This is a genomic window from Actinomadura citrea (genome assembly GCF_013409045.1).
Taxonomy (GTDB): domain Bacteria; phylum Actinomycetota; class Actinomycetes; order Streptosporangiales; family Streptosporangiaceae; genus Spirillospora; species Spirillospora citrea.
Window position 1 is genome coordinate 5,374,310 of record NZ_JACCBT010000001.1, and the last position, 19,326, is coordinate 5,393,635.

Sequence of the window (19,326 nt, forward strand, 5' to 3'; positions counted from 1 at the left end):
GTGACCACCGAAATCGCACTGCTCGAAACGCCGTCCGGCGAGGGACGCGCCGAGTTCGCGCTGACCCTCGACCAGGGGAGCCGGGTCGGCGCCCGCTACAAGAGCCACTACGGCACGGTCCGGCCCGCCGGCGGCGGTGCCGAGGTCGAGTGCGTGTACAAGGTCGCCACCGGCGCCATGGGGAAGCGCGTGCTGGGCAACGAGGTCGCCGTCTGGGGCGGCCTCCGCATGGAGGACGTGCGCGCCGACCAGTTCGGGACGCTGCTCGGCTTCGACGTCGACTCCCCCGACGGGCCGGCCCGGCTTGTGCAGACACGGCGCGGCCGTCCGTTCACCGAGACGTCCCCGCTCACCGCCGAGCGGCTGCGGCAGCCGGCCCACGACCTGTTCACCGCGCTCCGGGTGCTCTCGGACAACGCCTACGCGCTGGGCGAGCTGTCCCCCGGGATGCTCCTGTGGGACGGCAGGCGGCTGCAGATCGCCGACCTCGGCAACGCGGTCGGCCAGCCGGACGACCTCCGGGCGGCGCGGGACGTGCGCGCGGCGGCCGGGCTGCTGTTCTGGCTCGCGTCGGGCGAGGAGTCGTCGTTCGGGCCGGACGGCGCGGGGCCCGTCGACGGGGACGAGTTGCGCTGGCTGATCCGGCACCACCCCGACCTCGGCATGGTGCTCCGTCCCGTCTTCGACGAGGAGGTCCCCACGGCCGCGGAGGTGCTGGCCCGCATGGACGGCTGGCCCCGCTCCGGCGACACCACGGAGCGGGACGTGCGCGCCGGACAGGACTCCCCCACCGAGCATGACGTTCCCGAGGACGACGACACGCGGACCGTGGAGATCCACGCCACCCGTCCGGCGCAGGCCGGGCCGGCCCGGCCCGCCCGGCCGGCGGAACGGGCCGCGCCGAAGCCGCCGCCTCCACCGATGCCCCCGGCGACGGGCGTCGGCTCGCGCGCCATCGAGAACTACCGGAGGGAGAAGCAGTGGCTCGGCCAGCGGAGGCACAGAGCGCCCGCGCACCCGTCCGGAGGGTCCGCGCCGCCGTTCACTCCGGGGCCGGGCACGGGACAAGGACCGGCGCCGGGAGCCGGACGGCCGGGAGCCGCGCAGGGGATCGGCGTCCCCTCGCTGCCCCGCGACTTCCCGTTCCGCGTCGGCGACGACGGCAGGCGCAGACCGCACCCCGCGCTGGTGTGGCCCGTGGTGTTCGTCCTGGTCGTCCTCATCCTCCTGGTGGTGTTGTGACATGATCGCCCCGCCCTGGCAGCCCGGCCCCGCCGCTTACCCCGGCCCGGAGCCGAGCGCCCGCACGCTCTGCCCGTACTGCCTGAACCACCTCGACTGGTCCGACTACGGCGAGGTCCCGCTCGTCAAGAACACCCCCGACGGGCCGGAGGTGCTGACGCGGGCACCGGACGAGCCGGAGGTCCGCTGGCGGCACCGGACCCTCGGCGCGATGCGGCAGTGCCACGGCGACGGCGACCCGCACTCCCTCCCGGCCGACTACGGCGACCTGGACCCGCTCATCATCGGGCTGGTCGGCGCCAGCGCGGCCGGCAAGACCCACCTGCTCACCGCGATGATCGCGCAGCTCGAACGGCGCAAGGCCATGCTCGCGCCGGAGCTGCGCATCGAGCCGCTCGACGGGCACCTGCGGCAGCGCTTCTACGAGGAGCGGATCCGGCCGTTCCTGGAGCAGCGCCGCGTCCTGCCCGCCACCCGCCGCTCCGCGCGGGCCGAGTTCGTCTACGCGCTGCGCGTGTCCAGCGAGTACACCGGGCGGACCCACGCGGTCGGGTTCTTCGACGTCCCCGGCGAGCACTACCACCGGTACGAGTACGAGGACACCCCGTTCCTCAGCCTCGCCGACGCGATCCTCTACGTCGCGGACGGCCAGCAGCTACGCACCGGCGACGACTGGAACCCGTGGGTGCCCGACCCCGGCTTCACGCACGCGATCACCCAGCTCCTGCACACCCGGCAGACCCGCGACGGCCTGCTGCCGCCCGGAGCCATCGTCGTCGCCAAGTCCGACATGCTGGCCGGGCTCGACGGCACCATCGCGCACTGGCTCGCGCGGGACGACGAGACGGTGCTCGGCGACCTGCGCACCGTCGAGGACGAGAACGAGGCCGCCTACGCGTTCCTGGACCGGCACGGCGCCGAACTGTGGCTCGCGCCGTTCCACTCCGGCTCGCCCACCACCCTCCACTTCGCGTCAGCGTCGGGCGTGCCGCCGATCCCGGAGGAGGGCGTCTTCCCGCACCGGAACTTCCGTCCGACCCGGGTGCTGCGCCCGCTGCTGTCGCTGTTCAGCGCCACCGGGCTGATCCCCCGCATCGACACCGAGGAACCCGGCCAGTACCTGTGAGCCCTCCCGGCACCGTCGGGGCCGGTCAGCGCCGGTGCGGGCCGTGCCCGCCCACGACGCGCCAGGCGTGCGGGGCGAGGAGCTGTGCCACCACGAGGTCGGCGCGCCCCTCCACGGTGGCGGGGTCGGCCGCCTCCGCGAGCCGGAGCCGGTCCGGCCACCACGGGACGTCGCGCGGCACGGCCGCGGCCAGCGCGCGGACCCGCTCCGCGGCGTCGGCGAGCAGCGTGAGCTCCGCCGCCCACGCCCACAGCATCGGCCACTCCCGCTCGGACGGCAGCTCCGCCGGCGGCCGGCCCGGACGGCTCGGCAGCACCCGGCCGCGCAGCCAGCTCAGCTTGCCCTCCGCCCGCGCGACGATCTCCGGGACGTCCGCGTGCACCCGGTCCAGGACGGCGCAGCGCCCCCGGCAGGCGGGATGCCCGCAGCGGTGCCGGGCCGCGTCGGCCAGCACTCCGCCGTCCACCACCTCTCGCAGCAGCTCCCGGTCGGAGGGGCCGCCCCGGGCGAGCCCGAGCAGCCCCGGTGCGTCGATCGGTCGGCCCTCGTAGCGCGGCGTCACGTCCGGGATGACCTGCGCGATCAGCCTGATCAGCGCCCGCCGCGCCCCGTCGCCGCCCAGCCCGCGCAGGTACCGCACCTCGGCGGGGTCGGCGCCCTGCCGGACGAGCCAGTCGGCCAGCCGCCCGCCGTTGCCGGCCAGCCAGGCGGCGCCGTCCCGCCAGTTCCGCTCCAGGTCGTCGGCGAGGCCGCGGACGTCCCGGTAGGTGCGGCCGTTGAACCGCGGCGGCCGGTGCTCGTCCGCGACCCACGCCACCACGTGCTCGTACGTCCAGCGCCGCGCCGGGTCGACGACGAGCAGCCCGTCGATCAGCCGCCGCCACTCCGGGTCGGTCACGGCGTCCAGCGCGGGCCGCCGCCCGGCGCGCAGCAGCTCCCGCACCCGCGCGGACGGCGTCCCCTCGTACGGCGTCCGCCCGAGGAGGAGCTGGTACGCGATGATCCCGAGAGCCCACCAGGCGGCGGGAGCGCCGCGGCGGCCCCGCGCGGTCTCGGGCGCGGCGTAGGCCCAGGTGGTCAGCAGCCCGCCCGGATCCCGCCCATGGACCCGGACATTGCGGGCTATGCCTCCGAAGTCGCCGATCAGCAGTTCATAGGGGTTCCGCGACCGCACCAGGATGTTGGCCGGTTTCACGTCCGTGTGCGTCAACCCCATGGCGCCCAGCCAGAAGTTCAGGCATTCGGCGAGTTCGGCGACGATCGCCCGCAGTTCCGCGTCGCCGAGCGGGAGGGCGTCCCGGATCAGCGCATCCAGCGAGCCGTGCGCGCAGTACTCCTGCGCCATCCAGCCGACCTCGGCGCCGTCCACGGCGAGGTTCCCGTAATCATGGATCCGGGGGACGTGCCGGGTCGCCTCCAGCCGCCCCAGCACCACGATCTGGTCGGTCTCCAGCCGGGAGTCCCGGTGCACCTTGACGACGACCAGGTCGGCGCCCGCGCACCCGCCGCCGAGCGGCTCGGCCAGGTGGACGACCGACTCGGCGCCGACCGCCTCGATCCGGACCGGCCGGAATTTCTCCCGCAATGCCACCGGAAACTCACCGATCTCCCCGGCACCGCCGCCCAGCCCCAAAGAACGCCCTTTCCCCGTCCGCCCCGAATGCCCAATCCTATGTCGGCGGACCACCGCGAAATGGGTCGCCCGACGCACCGACGGAAGGCGGCATCCAAGTCGTCCTGGGGGACTCCGGCCGCCGGGGCCGACGCCCGATCCGTGGTCGCTCTACTCGATCACCAGGTCGACCGGGATGTTGCCTCGGGTCGCGTTGGAGTAGGGGCAGATCTGGTGGGCGCGCTCTACGAGTTGTTCGCCGTCGGCGAGGTCGTCCGGCAGTTCTACGCGGAGGACCACACCGAGGCCGAAGCCCTTCTCGGTGTCGCCGTGGAGGCCGACCTCGGCGGTCACCGAGACGTCACGGACGTCGTGACGGGAGGCCCGCGCGACCGCGCTGAGCGCACTGGCGAAACAGGCCGCGTAGCCGGCCGCGAAGAGTTGCTCGGGGTTGGTGCCCTCGCCGCTGCCGCCCAGCTCACGGGGCGGGGCCAGGGAGACGTCCAGGCGTCCATCAGAGGTCACGGCTCGGCCGTCCCGGCCGTTGGCGGTGGCGACGGCGGTGTAGCGGGCGTCCATGGTCTTCCTTTCCTCATGCATGCGGGGATCGGGGGGTGAGCGACGGGTTGAGAGTGCGGTGTGTCCTTCAGTGGCCCAGACGGCTGGACAGTTCGCGGGAGGAGGACAGGACGGCCTCGATGATCTCCAGGAGACGGCTGCCGCGGAAGCCGTCGTTGACGCCCCCCAGGCTCAGGGTCGCGACGAGTTCGCCCTGCGCGTCGAAGACGGGGGCGGCGACGGCGCCGACGCCGTAGAGGTAGTCCTCCTCGCTGATCGCGTAGCCGTCGCGGACGATCTTGTCGAGCCGGTCCTTGAGGGACGGCGCGTCGACGAGCGTGTTCGAGGTGTACTGGTCGAGCGTCCGGGCGAGCCAGCGTTCCCGCAGTTCGTCCGAGAAGGCGAGCATCACCACCGGGCCCGCCGCGGTGTGGTACGGCAGCACCGTCCCGACGCCGACCGTGTTGACCCGGACCGGGTTGTTGCCCTGGAAGATGTCGACGCAGACGGCGCCGTCGGGACCGGGGATCATGAGGTAGGCGGTGTCACCGAACCGGTCGGCCAGGCCGCGCAGAAACGGGACCGCTTCGCTGCGGAGGCTGAGTTCGGCGAGCGCGACGGCGCCGACCCGGAAGGGGCGCATGGTGAGCCGGTAGGTGGCGCCCTCGCCGCGGGTCAGCCAGCCGGCCTGGATCAGCGTCGCGGCCAGCCGGTGGACCGTGGTCTTGTTCATGCCGGTGGCCACGGTCAGGTCGGCGAGTGTCAGGTTCGGTTTCTCCCGGGTGAAGCACTCCATGAGCTGGCAGGCCTTGAGCACCGACACCACGACGTTCTTGGGGTCGACGCCCTCCCGGTCATCGGGGGTCATCCGACCTCCCTGCGCGTTCCGTAATCCGGTCCATATTCCGATTCTATCGATCCAGGGCCGCGGACGAGCCCAGGGCGTGGGTGGCGGCGGCGTAGGCGTAGGTGTAGTTGCGCGCGTTGGCGAGGCCGGTGACATACCCCTTGAGTTCCTTCGTGGCGGCGGCGTTGCCGGTGGCGTAGAGCCCGGGCACCACCGCGCCGTCGCGCCGTCGTACGCGCGCGCTGCCGTCGATCCAGAGTCCGAGCGTGCCCATCCCGAAGCCGACGATCGAGAGGGGAAGAGCGTAGAACGGCGGCGTGGCGAGCGGTCCGAGGTTCGGATTCGGCTCGTGCAGGGGGTCGCCATAGGCGCGGCGGACGAAGGGCAGGGAGCCGCGGTGGAACTCCGGGTCCTCACCGCGTTCCGCGCCCTTGTTGAAGGACGCGAACGTCGCGGCCAGCCCGTCGGGATCAATGCCCGTGGCCCGCGCGAGGTCCTCCGGCGAGTCCGCGCGGACGATCTCGTCCGGCCAGGGTTCGCCGGGGGCGTACCTCCCCAGCCGGTAGCGCCGGCGGAACTCCTCGTCGGCGAGGAACCAGCAGGGGTAGTTGGACCACTGCCTGCTCCGGCCGTCGAAGCGCCGCAGGGCCCCGATCAGTGCACCGTAGTAGGCCTCGTCGCCGAACCGGCGCCCGTCCCGGTTGACGATCATCGAGTGCGGTAGCCCGAGATGCTCCAGCAGGGGCCGGCAGAGGGGCAGGTCGCCGCCCGGGTGGGTCTCGCCGGGAAAGTGGAATCCGACGCTGAAGAACGGGTCGGCACCGCGGACGGTCGCGGCGCCCGCCTGCTGGGCGAGCAGCAGGTTGTCACCCTCGACGACGGGCGGGGCCGACTCGACGAGCGCCGGGACGTCCTCCAGTTCCCAGGCGTCGGGGGCGTGGCCGTATCCGCCTGCGGCGATCAGCACGCCGCGGCTCGCCCGGACCGTCACGCGCCCGTCGGGTCCGTCGAGGACGGCGCCCTTGACCGCGTCGCCGTCCATGAGCAGCCGGATCGCCCGGTGCCGGGGCAGGCAGTCGATGCCGCGTTCGGTGAGCGCCGCGCGGATGAAGGCCGCCGACAGCCCGGAGCCGTGCGTCAGCAGGTCCCGGTCGGCGCCGCGCCGTTGCCAGCGGTCGACTTCGTTCGGGTCCGTCGAACTCTCGGAGTAAAGGTCGTTCCGGGGTATCCCGGTCACGTAATAGGGACTCGGACGCAGCCTGTCGCGCCAGGGGCCGAGCGTGGCGCCGGGTACGACGCACTCCAGCAGCCGCCCCTCGGGGGTCGAGCCGGGGGCCGGGTGGTAGAGGTCGGGGCAGTTCCGGATCACCTCGAACGGGACGCCGGCCTCGCGGTACCACCGAGTCGCCTCGACGGCCAGTTCCAGGTAGGCGCGCCGGGCCGGGCGATCGACCGGACGGCCCTGCCCCTGCACGTGGTCCAGGTACGCCTCGGTCGCGGCGAGCGAGTCGGCCGAGCCGGTGAGGTCGTTGGCACCGACCCAGACGAAGCCGCCGCTGTAGGCGGCCACGCCGCCCACCATGTCGGATCGTTCCACGACCAGGACGTCCGCGCCCAGGTCGTGTGCGCGGACGGCGCCGGCCAGGCCGCCGAGGCCGCCGCCTATGCACAGGAAGTCAACGGTGCGCTCCATGTTCATCCCTCGGTCGCGGTAGCGGGAGTCGCCTCGGACACATGCCTCCTCGACAGGCTGCGTCCACGGGCTCTGGTTCGGACGTGATGCACCGGCCCTTGCGGTGCGAGGCCCCCGGTTCGCACTACGCGTCGCCGGGGCCGGGCCGGGGGCCTGTCGCGGGGTCTCACGAGGCGCATCGGATGCTTGTCAGAGGACGGCCACGGGGGTGATCGGGGAGCCCGTCGCGCCGGGGACCACCAGCGGTCCGAGGACGAGCATGAAATCGGTGCGGTCCTCGGCGGCGAGCGCGGCGGCGAGCTCGTCGAGCACCATGCTGTGCACAAGGTGGACGCCCAGGTACACCAGCGCGAGCACGTGCACCGGGAGCCGGCAGTGCTCGACCGCGACGGGGAAGGCGTCCCCGGGGCCGTCCGTTCCGACCACGGCGGCGTCCCGGTCCGCCACGAAGCGCAGGGCGTCGGGATGCAGGCCCGACAGGTGCCCGTACCGGTCGCCGGGATCGGGCGCGGGACTTGGCGCGTTCCAACGGCCGGTGCGGACGACGAGGGCGTCGCCCGGCCCGAGTCCGGGCGCGGCCTCGGCGAGTTCGTCGTGGCCGACGGCGGTGCCGGCCGGGAGGTGGTCCACGCCGCGCAGCCGCGGGATGTCGGCCAGAACGGCGCGTGTCACCACGGGGGCGGCGGCCGTGATGTCGCACTCCGCCACGCCGTCCGGACCGGCCATCGAGGCGAAGTCGCGTCCTCCGTAACCGCGGCCCCGGTGCCCGATATGGCTCAGCGCGTCCATGTGCGTGATCTCCAGGCCGTGGCACTCGGAACTCACCCGGTCGCTCGCGGCCTGGACGTCGCCGCCCGCGTTGGAGCCCCACCAGGTGATCATCCGGTGCTCGAAGGCGCTCTCCCCGGCTGCGGGATAGTAGGCCGGCAGGCGGTCGTCGAGCGTTCTGGCAAGAGAGATCGCGCGACCGCTCCGCACACTCGCCGCGGCCGAACGGATCTTCTCCGGGCCGACGAGGTTCAGCGTTCCGCGCTCGTCGCGCTCGCCCCAGCGTCCCCAGTTGGCGCCGACCCCCGGCCAGAACGTGTCCATGTGATCCTCCAGCCGATGCGAAGCTCTCGGAAGATGTTCCGGATTACGGACTATCACATGAGGGTTCGGCGCAGTCAACACATCCGCGGCGAATCACCTTGACCAGCCTTCATAGGACGAGATCCCGGCAGGAAGGACTCATTGACAGGCAGGAGGCTCATACCTAATGTCTTCTCCGAAATCCGTTTCACTATCCGGAAAGGGTGAGCGCATGACAGCGACGCGGCTCCGTGAACTGATGGACGACGACGTGGTCTTCGCCCCCGGCGTGTGGGACGGGCTGAGCGCGCGCCTGGCCGAGCAGGCCGGCTTCCCGGCCCTGTGCGCCTCCGGCTTCGCGATCTCCGCCGCACTCGGCCTGCCCGACGCGGAGCTGTACACGATGTCGGAGAACCTCGACGCGGTCCGGCGGATCATCGAGACCAGTGACCTGCCGGTCATCGCCGACATCGACACCGGCTACGGCAACGCTGTGAACGCCGCGCGGACGGCCCGCCGGTTCGCCGCCGCGGGGGTGGCCGCGGTCTTCATGGAGGACCAGGAGTCACCGAAGCGCTGCCCGATCTGCGTCGGCGACCCGGTTCCGGTGATCTCCCTGGAGGAGGCCGCCGGGAAGATCCGTGCCGTCCGCGACGCGGTCGGCGACCGGCTGGTGGTGATCGCCCGGACGGACACCGCGGGCGAGGAGGCACTCGGCCGAGCGGAGGCCTACGCCGCCGCCGGGGCCGAGATGATCATGCCGGTCACCAAGACCTTCGCGGGCGTGGACGACTGGGCACGGTGCCGCGAGCGCGCCGGCGTCCCGCTGATGGCCACGCTCACCGCGTCCACCTGGGTCGAACGGGACTTCACGCCCGAGGTGCTGCGCGAGGTCGGTGTGAGGCTCGCCCTGCTGCCCACGCAGATCCTGCTGTCGGCGACGGGGGCGATGCGCGAGACGCTCCGGCGGCTGGAGTCCGGTGAGCCGCCCGCCGAGGTCAGCGCGGACGCGCTCCCCCACCACGACTTCGTCGATCTGATCGGCTTCGCCGACATCGAGAGGGCGCAGGAGAAGTACCTGCCCGTGGCCGGAGCCTGAGGGGGCACGATGACGCGATTCGACGACGCCACCCGCACCGCGGCGACCGCGCGGACCGCCACGGCGCAGACCATCACCGAGAAGATCCTCGCCCGCGCGGCCGGGCTCGGCACCGCCCGCGCCGGGCAGAACCACGCCTTCCGGCCGGACTACATGGTGGCCTACGACTTCCCGGGCTACACCGACCTGATGTTCAAGCAGATGCACGACGACTTCGGCATCACCACGGTCGACGATCCCGAGCGCTACCTCATCTTCATCGACCACATGCTGTCCAACCGCGACGGGCGGGAACGGGAGGTGCACGACGTCACCCGCCGCTGGGGCGACTTCTACGGGATCACCGTGCACGAGGGCCGCGGCATCGGTCACCAGGTGGCGGCCGAGATGGGCTACGCCCTGCCTGGAACGTTCCTCATCCATTTCGACGGCCACATCAGCGGCCTCGGCGCGTTCGGAGCCCTGGGCTGGGGCGTGCGCCGCGACCTGCTGGAGGCCTGGGTCAGCGGTCAGATCTTCCTGGACGTGCCCGCCTCGACGCGCTTCCACCTCACCGGCGCCTTCGCGCCCGGCGTCGACAACCGCGACCTCATCCACGAGATCATCTCCCGGGTCGGCGCGGACGGTTGCGCCCACCAGGTCATGGAGTTCACCGGACCGGGCGCGGAGGCGATGAGCATCGGCCGCCGCCAGGGCCTGTGCGGGATGGCCATGTTCACGGGCGCGGTCTCCGCCATCTTCAACCCCGACGACCTGGCGCTGGAGTACGCCCGGAGCGTCGCGCGCAAGGAGTTCGAGCCGCTGACCAGCGATCCGGACGCGTCCTACACCGCCACCCACCACATCGACCTCGACGCGCTCCAGCCCCGGATCGTCCTGCCCGGGTCGGCGCGGGCCGCCAACACGCTCGGTGTCGAGGACGCCGCGGGCACGCCCATCACGCGGGCGTTCATCGGCTCCTGCGCCAGCGGCCGCATCGAGGACATCAGGGCCGCCGCCCAGATCCTGCGCGGCCGCCGCGTCGCGCCCGGCGTGCGCCTCAACGTCGTGCCGACGTCAGAGGTCATCCACCGGCAGGCCGAGGAGGAGGGGCTGCTGGACGTGCTGCGCGAGGCCGGCGCGGACGTGGCCATCTCCAGTTGCGACTTCTGCTTCGGCTACGCCAAGCCGCTCCAGGAGGGCGAGAACTGCATCTCCACGGGCGTGCTGAACATCTCCGGGCGCATGGGCAGTCCCGGCGCCGACATCTACATGGGTTCGGCCTACACCGTCGCGGCCAGCGCCGTCGCCGGGCGGATCACCGACCCGCGGGAGGTGATGGCGTGATGGCCGCCGGGGCCCCGGTCCTGCCCGACGTCCTGCGCGGACGCGTCGCCTGGGTGTTCGGCGACGACTTCGACGTCGACCTGATCGTCGGTGTGGAGAACATCAAGTACTACGACCCGGACAAGCTGCGCGCCGTCTGCATGCGGTCGTTCGACCCGGAGTTCGTCGACAGGGTGCGGCCCGGCGACGTGGTGGTGGGCGGACGCAACTTCGGCTACGGGCATCCGCACTACCCGCCGCTGGTCGCCCTGCGTAACGCGGGCATCAGCGCCGTGGTCGCCGAGTCCTTCTCCCCCGGGTTCTGGCGCGGCGAAACCTACAACGGGATGCCGCTGGTGACCGTCCCGGGCATCGTCGCGGCGGTGCGTCGCTTCGACGCCGTCGAGGTGGACTGGCGCAAGGCCACGGTGCGACTCGCGGACGGCACCGTACTGGCCGGCTCCCCGCCGAGCGACCGCGTCGTCAAGGTCCTGGAGGCCGGCGGCAGCCTCAACCTGCTGCTGCGCGAACACGGCCGGCCGGCCCCGGCGGAGCGCTGACATGCGGGGACGCCATGTCGACACCGGGCACGGCCAGATCCGGGTCTGGACCACCGACGACCGTCCGGGCGTCCTGGTACTGCCGGGGATCCGCTGGTCGGGCAGGCCCCTGGCGGAGGAGATCGCGCTCGGCGCCCCGGAACTCCCGGTGGCGGTGGCCGACCTGCCGGGTGTGGCGGGATCCGCTCCGGGAGCCGCGGCCGGCGTCGGCCCGGCGGCCGACGCGCTCGCGCAGGTCGCCGGGGCCCTGGGCGTGCACGCCATCGTCGGGCTGGACATGAGCTGCGACCTGGCCGCGGCCGTCGCCGGACGCGTCCCGCACTGCGGGGAACTGGTCCAGGTGGACCCGGGCTACCTCGCGGCGGCGCGGGAGATGCCGCCGCCCGACCTCACGCCGCGGGCCGACGGGACCCACCTGTCGCGGCTGTGGCAGATGGTGCGGAACTCCCACCTGTTCCCGCCGTTCTCGACGCGCAGGGCGGTGCCGGGCCGGGCCGAAGCGCCCAGTGCGGCCGCGCTCGACCGGACCGTCGTCGCGTTCGCGGAACACCCGGAGGCCTTCACCGCTCTGTGGCAGACGTGGTGCCGTGCAGGTGAGGACCCGTTCGCGGGCACCCGTCCGGCCGCCGTCGTGGTCAACTCCGAGGACACCGGCCCGACGCCCGTCGTCCGGTGGACCGGCAGGCTTTCCAGGGCTCACGGCCACCCGGCGCCCGTCCAGGCGCCGGCCGGTCCGCCCTCCGCACCTGCGCACGACCGCGCCCGGCGGTCGCTGCCGCTGGCGGTGGAGCCGTCGCCCGCGACGGCATCATCGTGCGCGGCGGCCTCGTGCGCAACGGCTCCGTCAGGTCCGGCCATCGTCCGGGGAACGGCGATCCGCCGCGACTTCCTGGACACATCAGCGGGCCAGGTCCATGTGCGCGTCGCCGGAGACCCCGAGGCGCCACCCCTGATCGCGCTTCATTCGGCGCCCGGATCCGCGCGGCTCCTCGAACCGCTGATGCGCGGGCTGGCGCCGGACTTCCACGTCATCGCGCCGGACTACCCGGGCAACGGCGAGTCGGACAAGCCCTGGCGCGACGGGGTCGACATCGGACGGCTCGCCGACGCGATGGCGGAGGTCGCCGAGCGGCGGGCGGACGGCCCGGTGCACCTGTGGGGCACCCACACCGGCGCGGTCATCGCGCTCGAACTGTGCGTGCGCCGCCCCGACCTGGTACGGCGCGCCGTCCTTGAGGCACCGCCCCTGCTGCCGGCGGAGTTCACCTCCGACATCCTCGAGAACTACCTCCCGCCCCTCCGGGCGGACCGGTTCGGTTCCCACCTCGTGCGGGCGTGGGGCATGCGGCACGACATGTTCCTGTTCTGGCCGTGGTACCGGGACCGCACCGCCGCCGACCGTCCGCTGCGGGTCCCGCGCGCCCGCGAACTGCACGACTGGACCGTGGGCCTGCTCCAGAGCGGCCCGACCTACCACCTCAGCTACGCGGCGGCCTTCCGTTACCCCACCCGGGACCGGCTGCCGGAGCTCACGGTGCCAGCGCTCATCTGCGCCGGCCCCGACGACATGCTGGCCGACAACCTCCCGGCCCTGCGCTCCGCGGCACCGGACGGCGTCACCCTCGCCTCCACACCCGCGACCTGCTGGTACCCCGACCAGGATCCCGCGGCCGTCGCGGAGACCGTCCGGCTCTACCGGGACTTCCTCACCGCCGTCCCCTGACGGCGGCCCCGTCGCCTCCATCCATCCCATGACCAGCGCTTCTTTCCCAGCCCCGCCTTCTCGGCGGCCCTTCTGAGGAGACCCCATGACACGACCCATTGCCCGCCGACGGCGGCTGGCCGCGTTCGCCGTCGCCGCGGCCGCCGCCCTGCCGGCCGCGGCGTGCAACGGCGGAACGCAGAGCGGCGAGATCAAGATCGGGTTCATCACGGCGAACACCGGGCCCGTCGCTTTCGCCGGCCAGACGTTCGGCAACGGCACCCAGCTCGCGATCGACCAGCTGAACCGGGAGGGCTACCTCGGCGGTGGACGCAAGATCAAGCTGGTGCGGAAGGAGGGGGCCGAGTCCCCGGCGCGGGCCGTCGAGCAGGCGAAGCAGCTCGCGGGCGACCAGGGCGTCGTGGGAGCGATCTGCTGCATCCTGTCGCCGGTGGCGGGCGCGGTGAAGCCCATCACCACGGCCGCCAAGCTGCCGCTCGACATCTACGGCGCCACCGACCTCGGCCTGGAGGACCCGCCGTACGTGGTCCGCACCGCGACCCTTCCGCAGGACGCCAACAAGAGCCTCGCGCAGAAGGTGGCCCAGCAGGCCAAGCCCGCGTCGGTCGCCTACGCGGTCACCCAGGACAACTCCGGCTGGGTCTCCCAGTTGAAGAGCTTTCAGCAGGGCTTCGCCGGCACCGCCGTCCGGGACCTCGGGACGGTCAACACCCTCGCCGCCCAGACCGACTTCAGTGGCGCGGCGGGCCAGCTCATGGCCAAGAACCCCGAGGCCATCGTCATCGCCGCGCTGCAGCAGTCGTCCATCTCCCTGATCAAGGCACTGCGCAGCCGCGGCTACAAGGGGCTGATCGTGTCGGCCGAGACGATCGGCAGCCCCGGGGCGTTCAAGGCCGCGGGCAGGACGCTGGCGGACGTTCCTTTCCCGGTGTACTTCTTCAGCGGGAAGGCCAGCGCCCAGGGCCAGAAGTTCGCTCAGACCTACAAGGCCAAGTACGGGACGGATCCCGATGACTACGCCGCCCAGGGCTACATGGCCGCGTACATGATGGCCACGGCCGTGAAGGATTCGGGCAAGGACGTCACGCGAGAAAGCGTGGCCAAGGCGCTGTCGGACATCAAGAAGCTCGACGGCACCATCTACGGCACGGTGCAGTTCCAGCAGGGCCAGCTTCACGCGCCCAGCAGCATCGTCCACATCACCTGGACCGCGGACGGCCGCCAGACCGAATGGGCGCCGTCCGGCCCGGCCGCATCCTGAGAGCCGGGTGAGCTGAGCCATGCTGTTCCTCCAGCAACTCGTCAACGGAATCGCGCTGGGCGCCGTGTACGCGCTGTTCGCGGTGGGTTTCGGGGTCGTGTTCTCAACGATGCGGATCCTGAACCTCGCGCAGGGCGTCTACGCCACCTGGGGCGCGCTCGTCGCCTACTGGGCGGTCGCGAACGCCGGCCTGCCGTTCGCCGCGGCCTGCCTGATCGGCACCGCGACGGGGGCGCTGACGGCGGTGGTGGTCGACCAGGTCGCCTTCCAGCCGCTTCGCTCGCGCGGCGGCGAGCAACTGCTCGGCACGATCATCACCAGCGTGGCGCTGTGGATCGCGCTGCGCGAGGTCGCCAGCCTGGCCACCGGCGCCGCGCCGCTCGGCTTCCCGCCGGGCACGGTCCCGGACGGCCTGCTGCACGTCGGCGGCGTCCGGGTGCTGACCACGCAGATCATCGCGGTCGTCTGCGCGGTGGCGGTGACCACGATGATCCATCTCCTGCTCCGGCGCACCAGGCTGGGCACGGCCATCCGCGCGGTCGGGCACGACCGCGGCGCCGCCATGCTCGGCGGCGTGAACCCGCGCGCGGCCATCCTCACCGCGGCGGCGCTGGCCGGGGCCGCGACCGGGCTGGCCGGGGTGCTCTACGCCGACAACCAGACCTTCACCTTCGGGCTGGGCGACGGCCTGCTCCTGCAGGGCTTCGCGGCGGTCGTCCTCGGCGGCATGGGCGATGTGCGCGGCGCCGCGTTCGGCGGATTCATGATCGGCATCGTCCAGGTGCTGTCGGCCCAGTACATCTCCAACTCCTTCCAGGACGCGATCACGTTCGGTCTGCTGCTCGTCGTCCTGGTCGCACGGCCGCGCGGCCTGTTCCGGACCGTCGAACTCGGGAGGGCCTAGCGCATGGGAACGCAACTGACACTGCTGACCAGCGCCACGGAGTTCGCGCTCGCCGGCGCGCTGCTGGCGCTCAGCACGTACGTGACGCTGTGGGCCGGGCTGCTCAGCTTCGCCACCGTGAGCTTCGCCGCGGTCGGGGCCTTCGCCGCGACGCACCTGATGTCGTCCGCCGGACTCGGGCTGTGGCCCGCGCTGGCCGTCGGCGGGATCGGCGGCGGCCTGCTGGCCGCGGTGGCCGGGCTCCTGCTGATCCGGCTCGCGGAGCACTGGCTGGCCCTCGCCACGGTCGCGCTGATCCTGGTCACCCGGGTGATCGTGGTGAACCTGGGCGACCTGACAGGCGGCTCCATGGGTGAGGTGGTGCCGGTGGAGGTCCACCTGTGGCAGCTCGTGGTCGTCCTTGCGCTGGCATGCCTGTTCCTGGCCCGCCTCGCCCGGTCGCGGTTCGGGACCGCGGCGGTGGCGACCCGGGAGGACCCGACGGCCGCGGCCACCATGGGCGTCCGGGTGCGCCGGGTCCAGGTGGCCGCCTTCGTCATCAGCGGCTTCCTCGGCGGGGTCGCCGGCGTCCTCCAGGCAGGGCTGCTGCGCTACATCGACCCCGACACCTTCTACATCGACCTGGCCGTCACCGTCATCGCCTGCGTCGTCCTCGGCGGCGCCTACCACTGGTTCGGGTCGGTCATCGGCGCGGTCGTCTTCACCGGGCTGCCGGTGTACATCAACCAGTTCGTCGGCCAGGGCCAGTCGATCATCAACGGCGCCCTGCTGCTGATCATCATGATCTGGGTGCCGGGCGGGCTGGTGGACCCGCTGCGCTGGCGAAGGCTGCGGGAGCGGCGGCGTCCGGCGGCCCCGGTGTCGTCCGACCCGGTGGAGGTGGGAACGTGACCGGCAACGCCGCTCTGGAAGTCGACGGGTTGGCCAAACGGTTCGGCGGGCTGAGCGTGCTGACCTCGGTCGGCCTCACCGTCCCCCGCGACACCGTCTTCGGGATAGCCGGGCCGAACGGCGCCGGGAAGACGACGCTGCTGAACATCGTCAGCGGCCTGATGCCCGCCGACGCCGGCTCCATCACGCTGTTCGGCGACCCCTGCCACAACCTCCGGGCGGCCGCGCTCGCCCGGAAGGGCGTCGCCCGGACCTTCCAGAACATCCGGCTGCTGCGCGGCCTCACCGTCGTGGAACAGGTCCTGGCGGGCTCCTTCCGGCACCGGCGCGTGGACAGCGTGCGCGGCCTCGCCGGGACGCCGCGCGCCCGCGCCGAACTCCGCGACCTGCGGGAACGGTCACTCGACGTGCTCGCCTCCGTCGGCCTGCGTGACGCGGCCGACCGGCTCGCCGAGACCCTCCCCTACGGCGACCAGCGACGCCTGGAGATCGCGCGAGCCCTGGTCTCGCGCCCCCGGCTGCTCCTGCTGGACGAGCCGACCGCGGGTATGAACGCCGCCGACTGGGGCGGGATCGGAGAGCTGATCACGAGGCTGCGCGACGACGGCACCACGATCATCGTCGTCGAGCACAACATGCGACTCATCCAGACCGTCTGCGACCAGGTCGCCGTCCTGGCCTCAGGCGAGGTCATCGCCTGCGACGACCCCGCCGTGTGCCTGCACCGTCCAGAAGTCCGCAAGGCGTACTTCGGCAAATGAGAGGAAGGGCCACACCATGCTGACCGTCGAGTCGCTGGAGGTGACCTACGGTCCCATCCGCGCCGTCGCGGGTCTCGACATCAAGCTCGGCCGCGGCGCCGTCGCAGCCCTGATCGGCGCGAACGGCGCCGGGAAGTCGAGCACGATGGGCGCGATCGGCGGGCTGCTCCGGCCGTCGGGCGGGCGCGTCCTGTTCGACGGCGCGGACGTCACCGGGATGCCCGCCCACCGGGTCGCCCGACGGGGGATGGCGCTCGTTCCCGAAGGCCGGATGGTCGTCGGCTGCCTCAGCGTCCAGGAGAACCTGGACCTGTCGGCCTATGCGCGCGGGCGGCACCGCACCGCCCTCGTCGACGAGGTGTACGACCTGTTCCCGCGCCTGGCCGAACGCCGTTCCCAGACCGCCGCGCTGATGTCCGGCGGTGAACAGCAGATGCTGGCGATCGGCCGCGCCCTGATGACCGCCCCGTCCGTCCTGCTGCTGGACGAGCCGTCGATGGGCCTGTCCCCCGCCATGGTGGACACCGTCTTCTCGGCGATCAGCGCGATCCGGGCCGCGGGCATGACCATGCTCCTGGTCGAGCAGAACGCCGCCCTCGCCTTCCCGATGGCCGACCACGTCTGCCTCCTCCAGCGGGGCGTGATCGTCGCCGAGGGCACGCCGGAGGAACTGGAGCGGACCCCGGACACCATCGCACGGCATCTGGGCATCGACGAGGAACCGCGTCCCGAGTCGAAGGGGGTGACCGCGTGAGCCCGCCCTGGCAGTCCCTGTACGGCGAGGGCGTCCCCGGAAGAATCGACGTGGGGTCCGAAACCGTGGTGCGGCTGTTCCGGCGCCACGCGGCCGAGCGGCCGGATGCGCCGCAACTCCACTACTACGGCGCCACCCTCGATCGCGCCGCGACCGACCGGCTGAGCGACGCGCTCGCGGCGGGACTCGAACGCCGCGGCGTCGGCCGCGGCGACCGGGTCGCCGTCGCGTTGCAGAACACGCCCGTCTGCGTGCTGGCCGTGCTCGCCGTGTGGAAGCTCGGCGCGATCGTCGTGCCGGTCAACCCGATGTACAAGGCGCGGGAGCTGGCCCACCTGCTCGCCGACTCGGGCGCCCGCGTCCTGATCGTCCACCCCGCCGCGCGGGCGACGGTCGCGGCCCTGCCCTCGGCCGGTGCCCCCGAGCACGTCCTGTACTCCCGCGAAGGCGCGTTCGCCGGCGACCTGCCCGGCTCATGGCCGCAGGACGAGGAGGACGACATCCTCGCGATCCTCGACCAGGGCGGTGCGCCCCGGAGCGCCGCCCCCGCCCCCGATGACGCCGCCCTGCTCAGTTACACCTCCGGTACGACGGGCCCGGCGAAGGGCGCGATCAACACCCATCGCAACCTCGCCTACCAGGTCGCCGCCTGCAGCGCCTGGATCGGCCTCGGCGACGGCGACTCGATCCTCACCATCGCCCCGCTGTTCCACATCACCGGGCTCGCCATGCACCTGGCACTCGGTCTCGGCGCCGGGCTGCCGCTCGTCCTGACCCACCGGTTCGACGCCGCGACGACCACTGCCCTCGTCGAACGTCACAGGCCCACCTTCACCATCGGTTCGATCACCGCTTTCATCGCGCTGCTCAACGATCCCACCGCCCGCCGACGCGACCTCGGCTCGCTGTCCAAGATCCTCAGCGGCGGCGCCCCCGTCCCGGCGCCCACGGTGCAGGCGTTCGCCGAAGCCTTCGGCACCTACATCCACAACGCCTACGGGCTGACGGAGAGCACCTCGGCGCTCGTGGCCGTCCCGCTCGGCACGACGGCCCCGGTGGACAGGGCGTCCGGCGCCCTCGCGATCGGCGTCCCGCTCCCCGGCGTCCACGTCGAGATCCGCGACGAGGAGGGGCGGCCCCTCCCGGCGGGCGAGATCGGCGAGTTGGCGACCACGGGCCCGCAGGTCGCGGCGGGATACTGGCGGAACCCCGAACAGACCCGGGCGTCGTTCCCGGACGGCGTCCTGCTCACCGGAGACGTCGGCTTCATGGACGAGGCCGGCTGGATCTACCTCGTCGACCGCAAGAAGGACATGATCGTGGCCGCCGGCTACAAGATCTGGCCGCGCGAGGTCGAGGACGTGCTGTACGAGCACCCCGCCGTGCGGGAGGCGGCCGTCATCGGCGTGCCCGACTCCTACCGCGGCGAGACCGTCCACGCCTTCGTCAGCCTTCGCCCCGGGACCTCCGCGACCGCGGAGGAACTGCGCGCGTTCTGCCGCGAGCGCCTCGCCGTCTACAAGGCGCCGACCGGTTTCCAGATCAAGGAGGATCTTCCGAAGAGCGCCACCGGCAAGATCCTCCGCCGAGAACTGCGTCAACGACCGCACGAGACCGGGTCTCCGAGCGGTACACCTCCGACGTCGGTCAGAAGGGAGGACGGCTGAAGCCGGTGTAGAGGAGCCAGATCGCGCCGAACGCCTCCGAGGGGCGGTCGTTGAAGTCGCCGCGCTCCGGAAGCCGTTCCAGAGGGTCGAGGACGCCGGAGTCGTGGGCCAGGTCGAGGCGGCCGGTGCGCAGCAGGTACACCAGCCATTCCGCCTCCCAGAAGAAGCTGCCGCGCGGAAGCCGGGCATGGTCGTCCAGGAGGGGCGCGCCCGAGGTCGTCGCGGCCGCACTCCAGCAGCGGGTGCATGACC

General features: G+C 72.6%; 18 protein-coding genes. 12 read left to right on the forward strand and 6 right to left on the reverse strand.

What is annotated here, in order from left to right; translation table 11 throughout:
• Both BJ999_RS25045 and BJ999_RS25050 read left to right on the forward strand, forming a co-directional pair.
• Positions 1 to 1,242, forward strand: coding sequence for a hypothetical protein (locus tag BJ999_RS25045; protein WP_179835553.1), 1,242 nt, complete (start codon positions 1 to 3; stop codon positions 1,240 to 1,242).
• A gap of 1 nt (position 1,243) precedes the next feature.
• The gene (locus tag BJ999_RS25050; protein WP_179835554.1) at positions 1,244 to 2,368 is read left to right on the forward strand and encodes a TRAFAC clade GTPase domain-containing protein; all 1,125 of its coding nucleotides are present in this window, start codon (positions 1,244 to 1,246) and stop codon (positions 2,366 to 2,368) included.
• Positions 2,369 to 2,393: 25 nt separating this feature from the next.
• Here the strand turns inward: BJ999_RS25050 and BJ999_RS25055 are convergent, their stop codons facing one another.
• The 5 genes from BJ999_RS25055 to BJ999_RS25075 form a co-directional block, all read right to left on the reverse strand.
• Positions 2,394 to 3,959, reverse strand: a complete 1,566-nt coding sequence (locus BJ999_RS25055) for a serine/threonine-protein kinase (protein WP_179835555.1) — start codon at positions 3,957 to 3,959, stop codon at positions 2,394 to 2,396.
• A 192-nt stretch (positions 3,960 to 4,151) separates the two neighbouring features.
• On the reverse strand, positions 4,152 to 4,580 hold the full coding sequence (locus BJ999_RS25060; protein ID WP_229810363.1) for an organic hydroperoxide resistance protein: 429 nt from the start codon (positions 4,578 to 4,580) through the stop codon (positions 4,152 to 4,154).
• Between the two features lie 46 nt (positions 4,581 to 4,626).
• On the reverse strand, positions 4,627 to 5,406 hold the full coding sequence (locus BJ999_RS25065) for an IclR family transcriptional regulator (RefSeq protein WP_179835556.1): 780 nt from the start codon (positions 5,404 to 5,406) through the stop codon (positions 4,627 to 4,629).
• Positions 5,407 to 5,449: 43 nt separating this feature from the next.
• Positions 5,450 to 7,078 (reverse strand): FAD-binding protein, encoded by a 1,629-nt coding sequence (locus BJ999_RS25070; RefSeq protein WP_179835557.1) that lies wholly within the window; start codon positions 7,076 to 7,078, stop codon positions 5,450 to 5,452.
• A 189-nt stretch (positions 7,079 to 7,267) separates the two neighbouring features.
• Complete coding sequence (locus BJ999_RS25075; RefSeq protein ID WP_179835558.1) at positions 7,268 to 8,170, reverse strand: cyclase family protein; 903 nt, start codon at positions 8,168 to 8,170, stop codon at positions 7,268 to 7,270.
• 211 nt (positions 8,171 to 8,381) lie between these two features.
• Between BJ999_RS25075 and BJ999_RS25080 the strand changes: the two genes are divergently transcribed.
• The 10 genes from BJ999_RS25080 (at position 8,382) to BJ999_RS25125 (ending at position 19,074) form a co-directional block, all read left to right on the forward strand.
• On the forward strand, positions 8,382 to 9,248 hold the full coding sequence (locus BJ999_RS25080; protein ID WP_179835559.1) for an isocitrate lyase/PEP mutase family protein: 867 nt from the start codon (positions 8,382 to 8,384) through the stop codon (positions 9,246 to 9,248).
• A gap of 9 nt (positions 9,249 to 9,257) precedes the next feature.
• Positions 9,258 to 10,574, forward strand: coding sequence for a 3-isopropylmalate dehydratase large subunit (locus BJ999_RS25085; RefSeq protein ID WP_179835560.1), 1,317 nt, complete (start codon positions 9,258 to 9,260; stop codon positions 10,572 to 10,574).
• A complete protein-coding gene (locus tag BJ999_RS25090; RefSeq protein ID WP_179835561.1) occupies positions 10,574 to 11,113 on the forward strand; it encodes a LeuD/DmdB family oxidoreductase small subunit in 540 nt (179 codons plus the stop codon). The genes BJ999_RS25085 and BJ999_RS25090 overlap by 1 nt, the downstream gene beginning before the upstream one ends.
• A 1-nt stretch (position 11,114) precedes the next feature.
• Positions 11,115 to 12,836, forward strand: coding sequence for an alpha/beta fold hydrolase (locus BJ999_RS25095; protein ID WP_218935213.1), 1,722 nt, complete (start codon positions 11,115 to 11,117; stop codon positions 12,834 to 12,836).
• A gap of 85 nt (positions 12,837 to 12,921) precedes the next feature.
• A complete protein-coding gene (locus BJ999_RS25100) occupies positions 12,922 to 14,097 on the forward strand; it encodes an ABC transporter substrate-binding protein (protein ID WP_179835562.1) in 1,176 nt (391 codons plus the stop codon).
• 19 nt (positions 14,098 to 14,116) lie between these two features.
• Complete coding sequence (locus tag BJ999_RS25105) at positions 14,117 to 15,001, forward strand: branched-chain amino acid ABC transporter permease (RefSeq protein WP_179835563.1); 885 nt, start codon at positions 14,117 to 14,119, stop codon at positions 14,999 to 15,001.
• 3 nt (positions 15,002 to 15,004) lie between these two features.
• Positions 15,005 to 15,892, forward strand: a complete 888-nt coding sequence (locus tag BJ999_RS25110) for a branched-chain amino acid ABC transporter permease (protein ID WP_179835564.1) — start codon at positions 15,005 to 15,007, stop codon at positions 15,890 to 15,892.
• Positions 15,889 to 16,653: an ABC transporter ATP-binding protein gene (locus BJ999_RS25115; protein ID WP_179835565.1), complete on the forward strand. Its 765-nt coding sequence runs from the start codon at positions 15,889 to 15,891 to the stop codon at positions 16,651 to 16,653. Before BJ999_RS25110 ends, BJ999_RS25115 begins: the two co-directional genes overlap by 4 nt.
• 16 nt (positions 16,654 to 16,669) lie before the next feature.
• On the forward strand, positions 16,670 to 17,407 hold the full coding sequence (locus tag BJ999_RS25120; RefSeq protein ID WP_179835566.1) for an ABC transporter ATP-binding protein: 738 nt from the start codon (positions 16,670 to 16,672) through the stop codon (positions 17,405 to 17,407).
• Entirely contained in the window at positions 17,404 to 19,074 is a 1,671-nt protein-coding gene (locus tag BJ999_RS25125) for an AMP-binding protein (protein ID WP_179835567.1), read from the forward strand. Before BJ999_RS25120 ends, BJ999_RS25125 begins: the two co-directional genes overlap by 4 nt.
• Here the strand turns inward: BJ999_RS25125 and BJ999_RS25130 are convergent.
• Positions 19,055 to 19,216: a hypothetical protein gene (locus BJ999_RS25130; RefSeq protein WP_179835568.1), complete on the reverse strand. Its 162-nt coding sequence runs from the start codon at positions 19,214 to 19,216 to the stop codon at positions 19,055 to 19,057. The genes BJ999_RS25125 and BJ999_RS25130 overlap by 20 nt on opposite strands.
• Positions 19,217 to 19,326: the final 110 nt, after the last annotated feature.

What these genes read in the sequence shown, in the direction of transcription:
- BJ999_RS25080 (WP_179835559.1), top strand. Translation starts at nt 8,382, where the DNA reads ATGACAGCGACGCGGCTCCGTGAACTGATGGACGACGACGTGGTCTTC.
- BJ999_RS25095 (WP_218935213.1), top strand. Translation starts at nt 11,115, where the DNA reads ATGCGGGGACGCCATGTCGACACCGGGCACGGCCAGATCCGGGTCTGG.
- BJ999_RS25110 (WP_179835564.1), top strand. Translation starts at nt 15,005, where the DNA reads ATGGGAACGCAACTGACACTGCTGACCAGCGCCACGGAGTTCGCGCTC.
- BJ999_RS25120 (WP_179835566.1), top strand. Translation starts at nt 16,670, where the DNA reads ATGCTGACCGTCGAGTCGCTGGAGGTGACCTACGGTCCCATCCGCGCC.
- BJ999_RS25060 (WP_229810363.1), bottom strand. Translation starts at nt 4,580, where the DNA reads ATGCATGAGGAAAGGAAGACCATGGACGCCCGCTACACCGCCGTCGCC.
- BJ999_RS25090 (WP_179835561.1), top strand. Translation starts at nt 10,574, where the DNA reads ATGGCCGCCGGGGCCCCGGTCCTGCCCGACGTCCTGCGCGGACGCGTC.
- BJ999_RS25105 (WP_179835563.1), top strand. Translation starts at nt 14,117, where the DNA reads ATGCTGTTCCTCCAGCAACTCGTCAACGGAATCGCGCTGGGCGCCGTG.
- BJ999_RS25070 (WP_179835557.1), bottom strand. Translation starts at nt 7,078, where the DNA reads ATGGAGCGCACCGTTGACTTCCTGTGCATAGGCGGCGGCCTCGGCGGC.
- BJ999_RS25065 (WP_179835556.1), bottom strand. Translation starts at nt 5,406, where the DNA reads ATGACCCCCGATGACCGGGAGGGCGTCGACCCCAAGAACGTCGTGGTG.
- BJ999_RS25050 (WP_179835554.1), top strand. Translation starts at nt 1,244, where the DNA reads ATGATCGCCCCGCCCTGGCAGCCCGGCCCCGCCGCTTACCCCGGCCCG.
- BJ999_RS25085 (WP_179835560.1), top strand. Translation starts at nt 9,258, where the DNA reads ATGACGCGATTCGACGACGCCACCCGCACCGCGGCGACCGCGCGGACC.
- BJ999_RS25100 (WP_179835562.1), top strand. Translation starts at nt 12,922, where the DNA reads ATGACACGACCCATTGCCCGCCGACGGCGGCTGGCCGCGTTCGCCGTC.
- BJ999_RS25075 (WP_179835558.1), bottom strand. Translation starts at nt 8,170, where the DNA reads ATGGACACGTTCTGGCCGGGGGTCGGCGCCAACTGGGGACGCTGGGGC.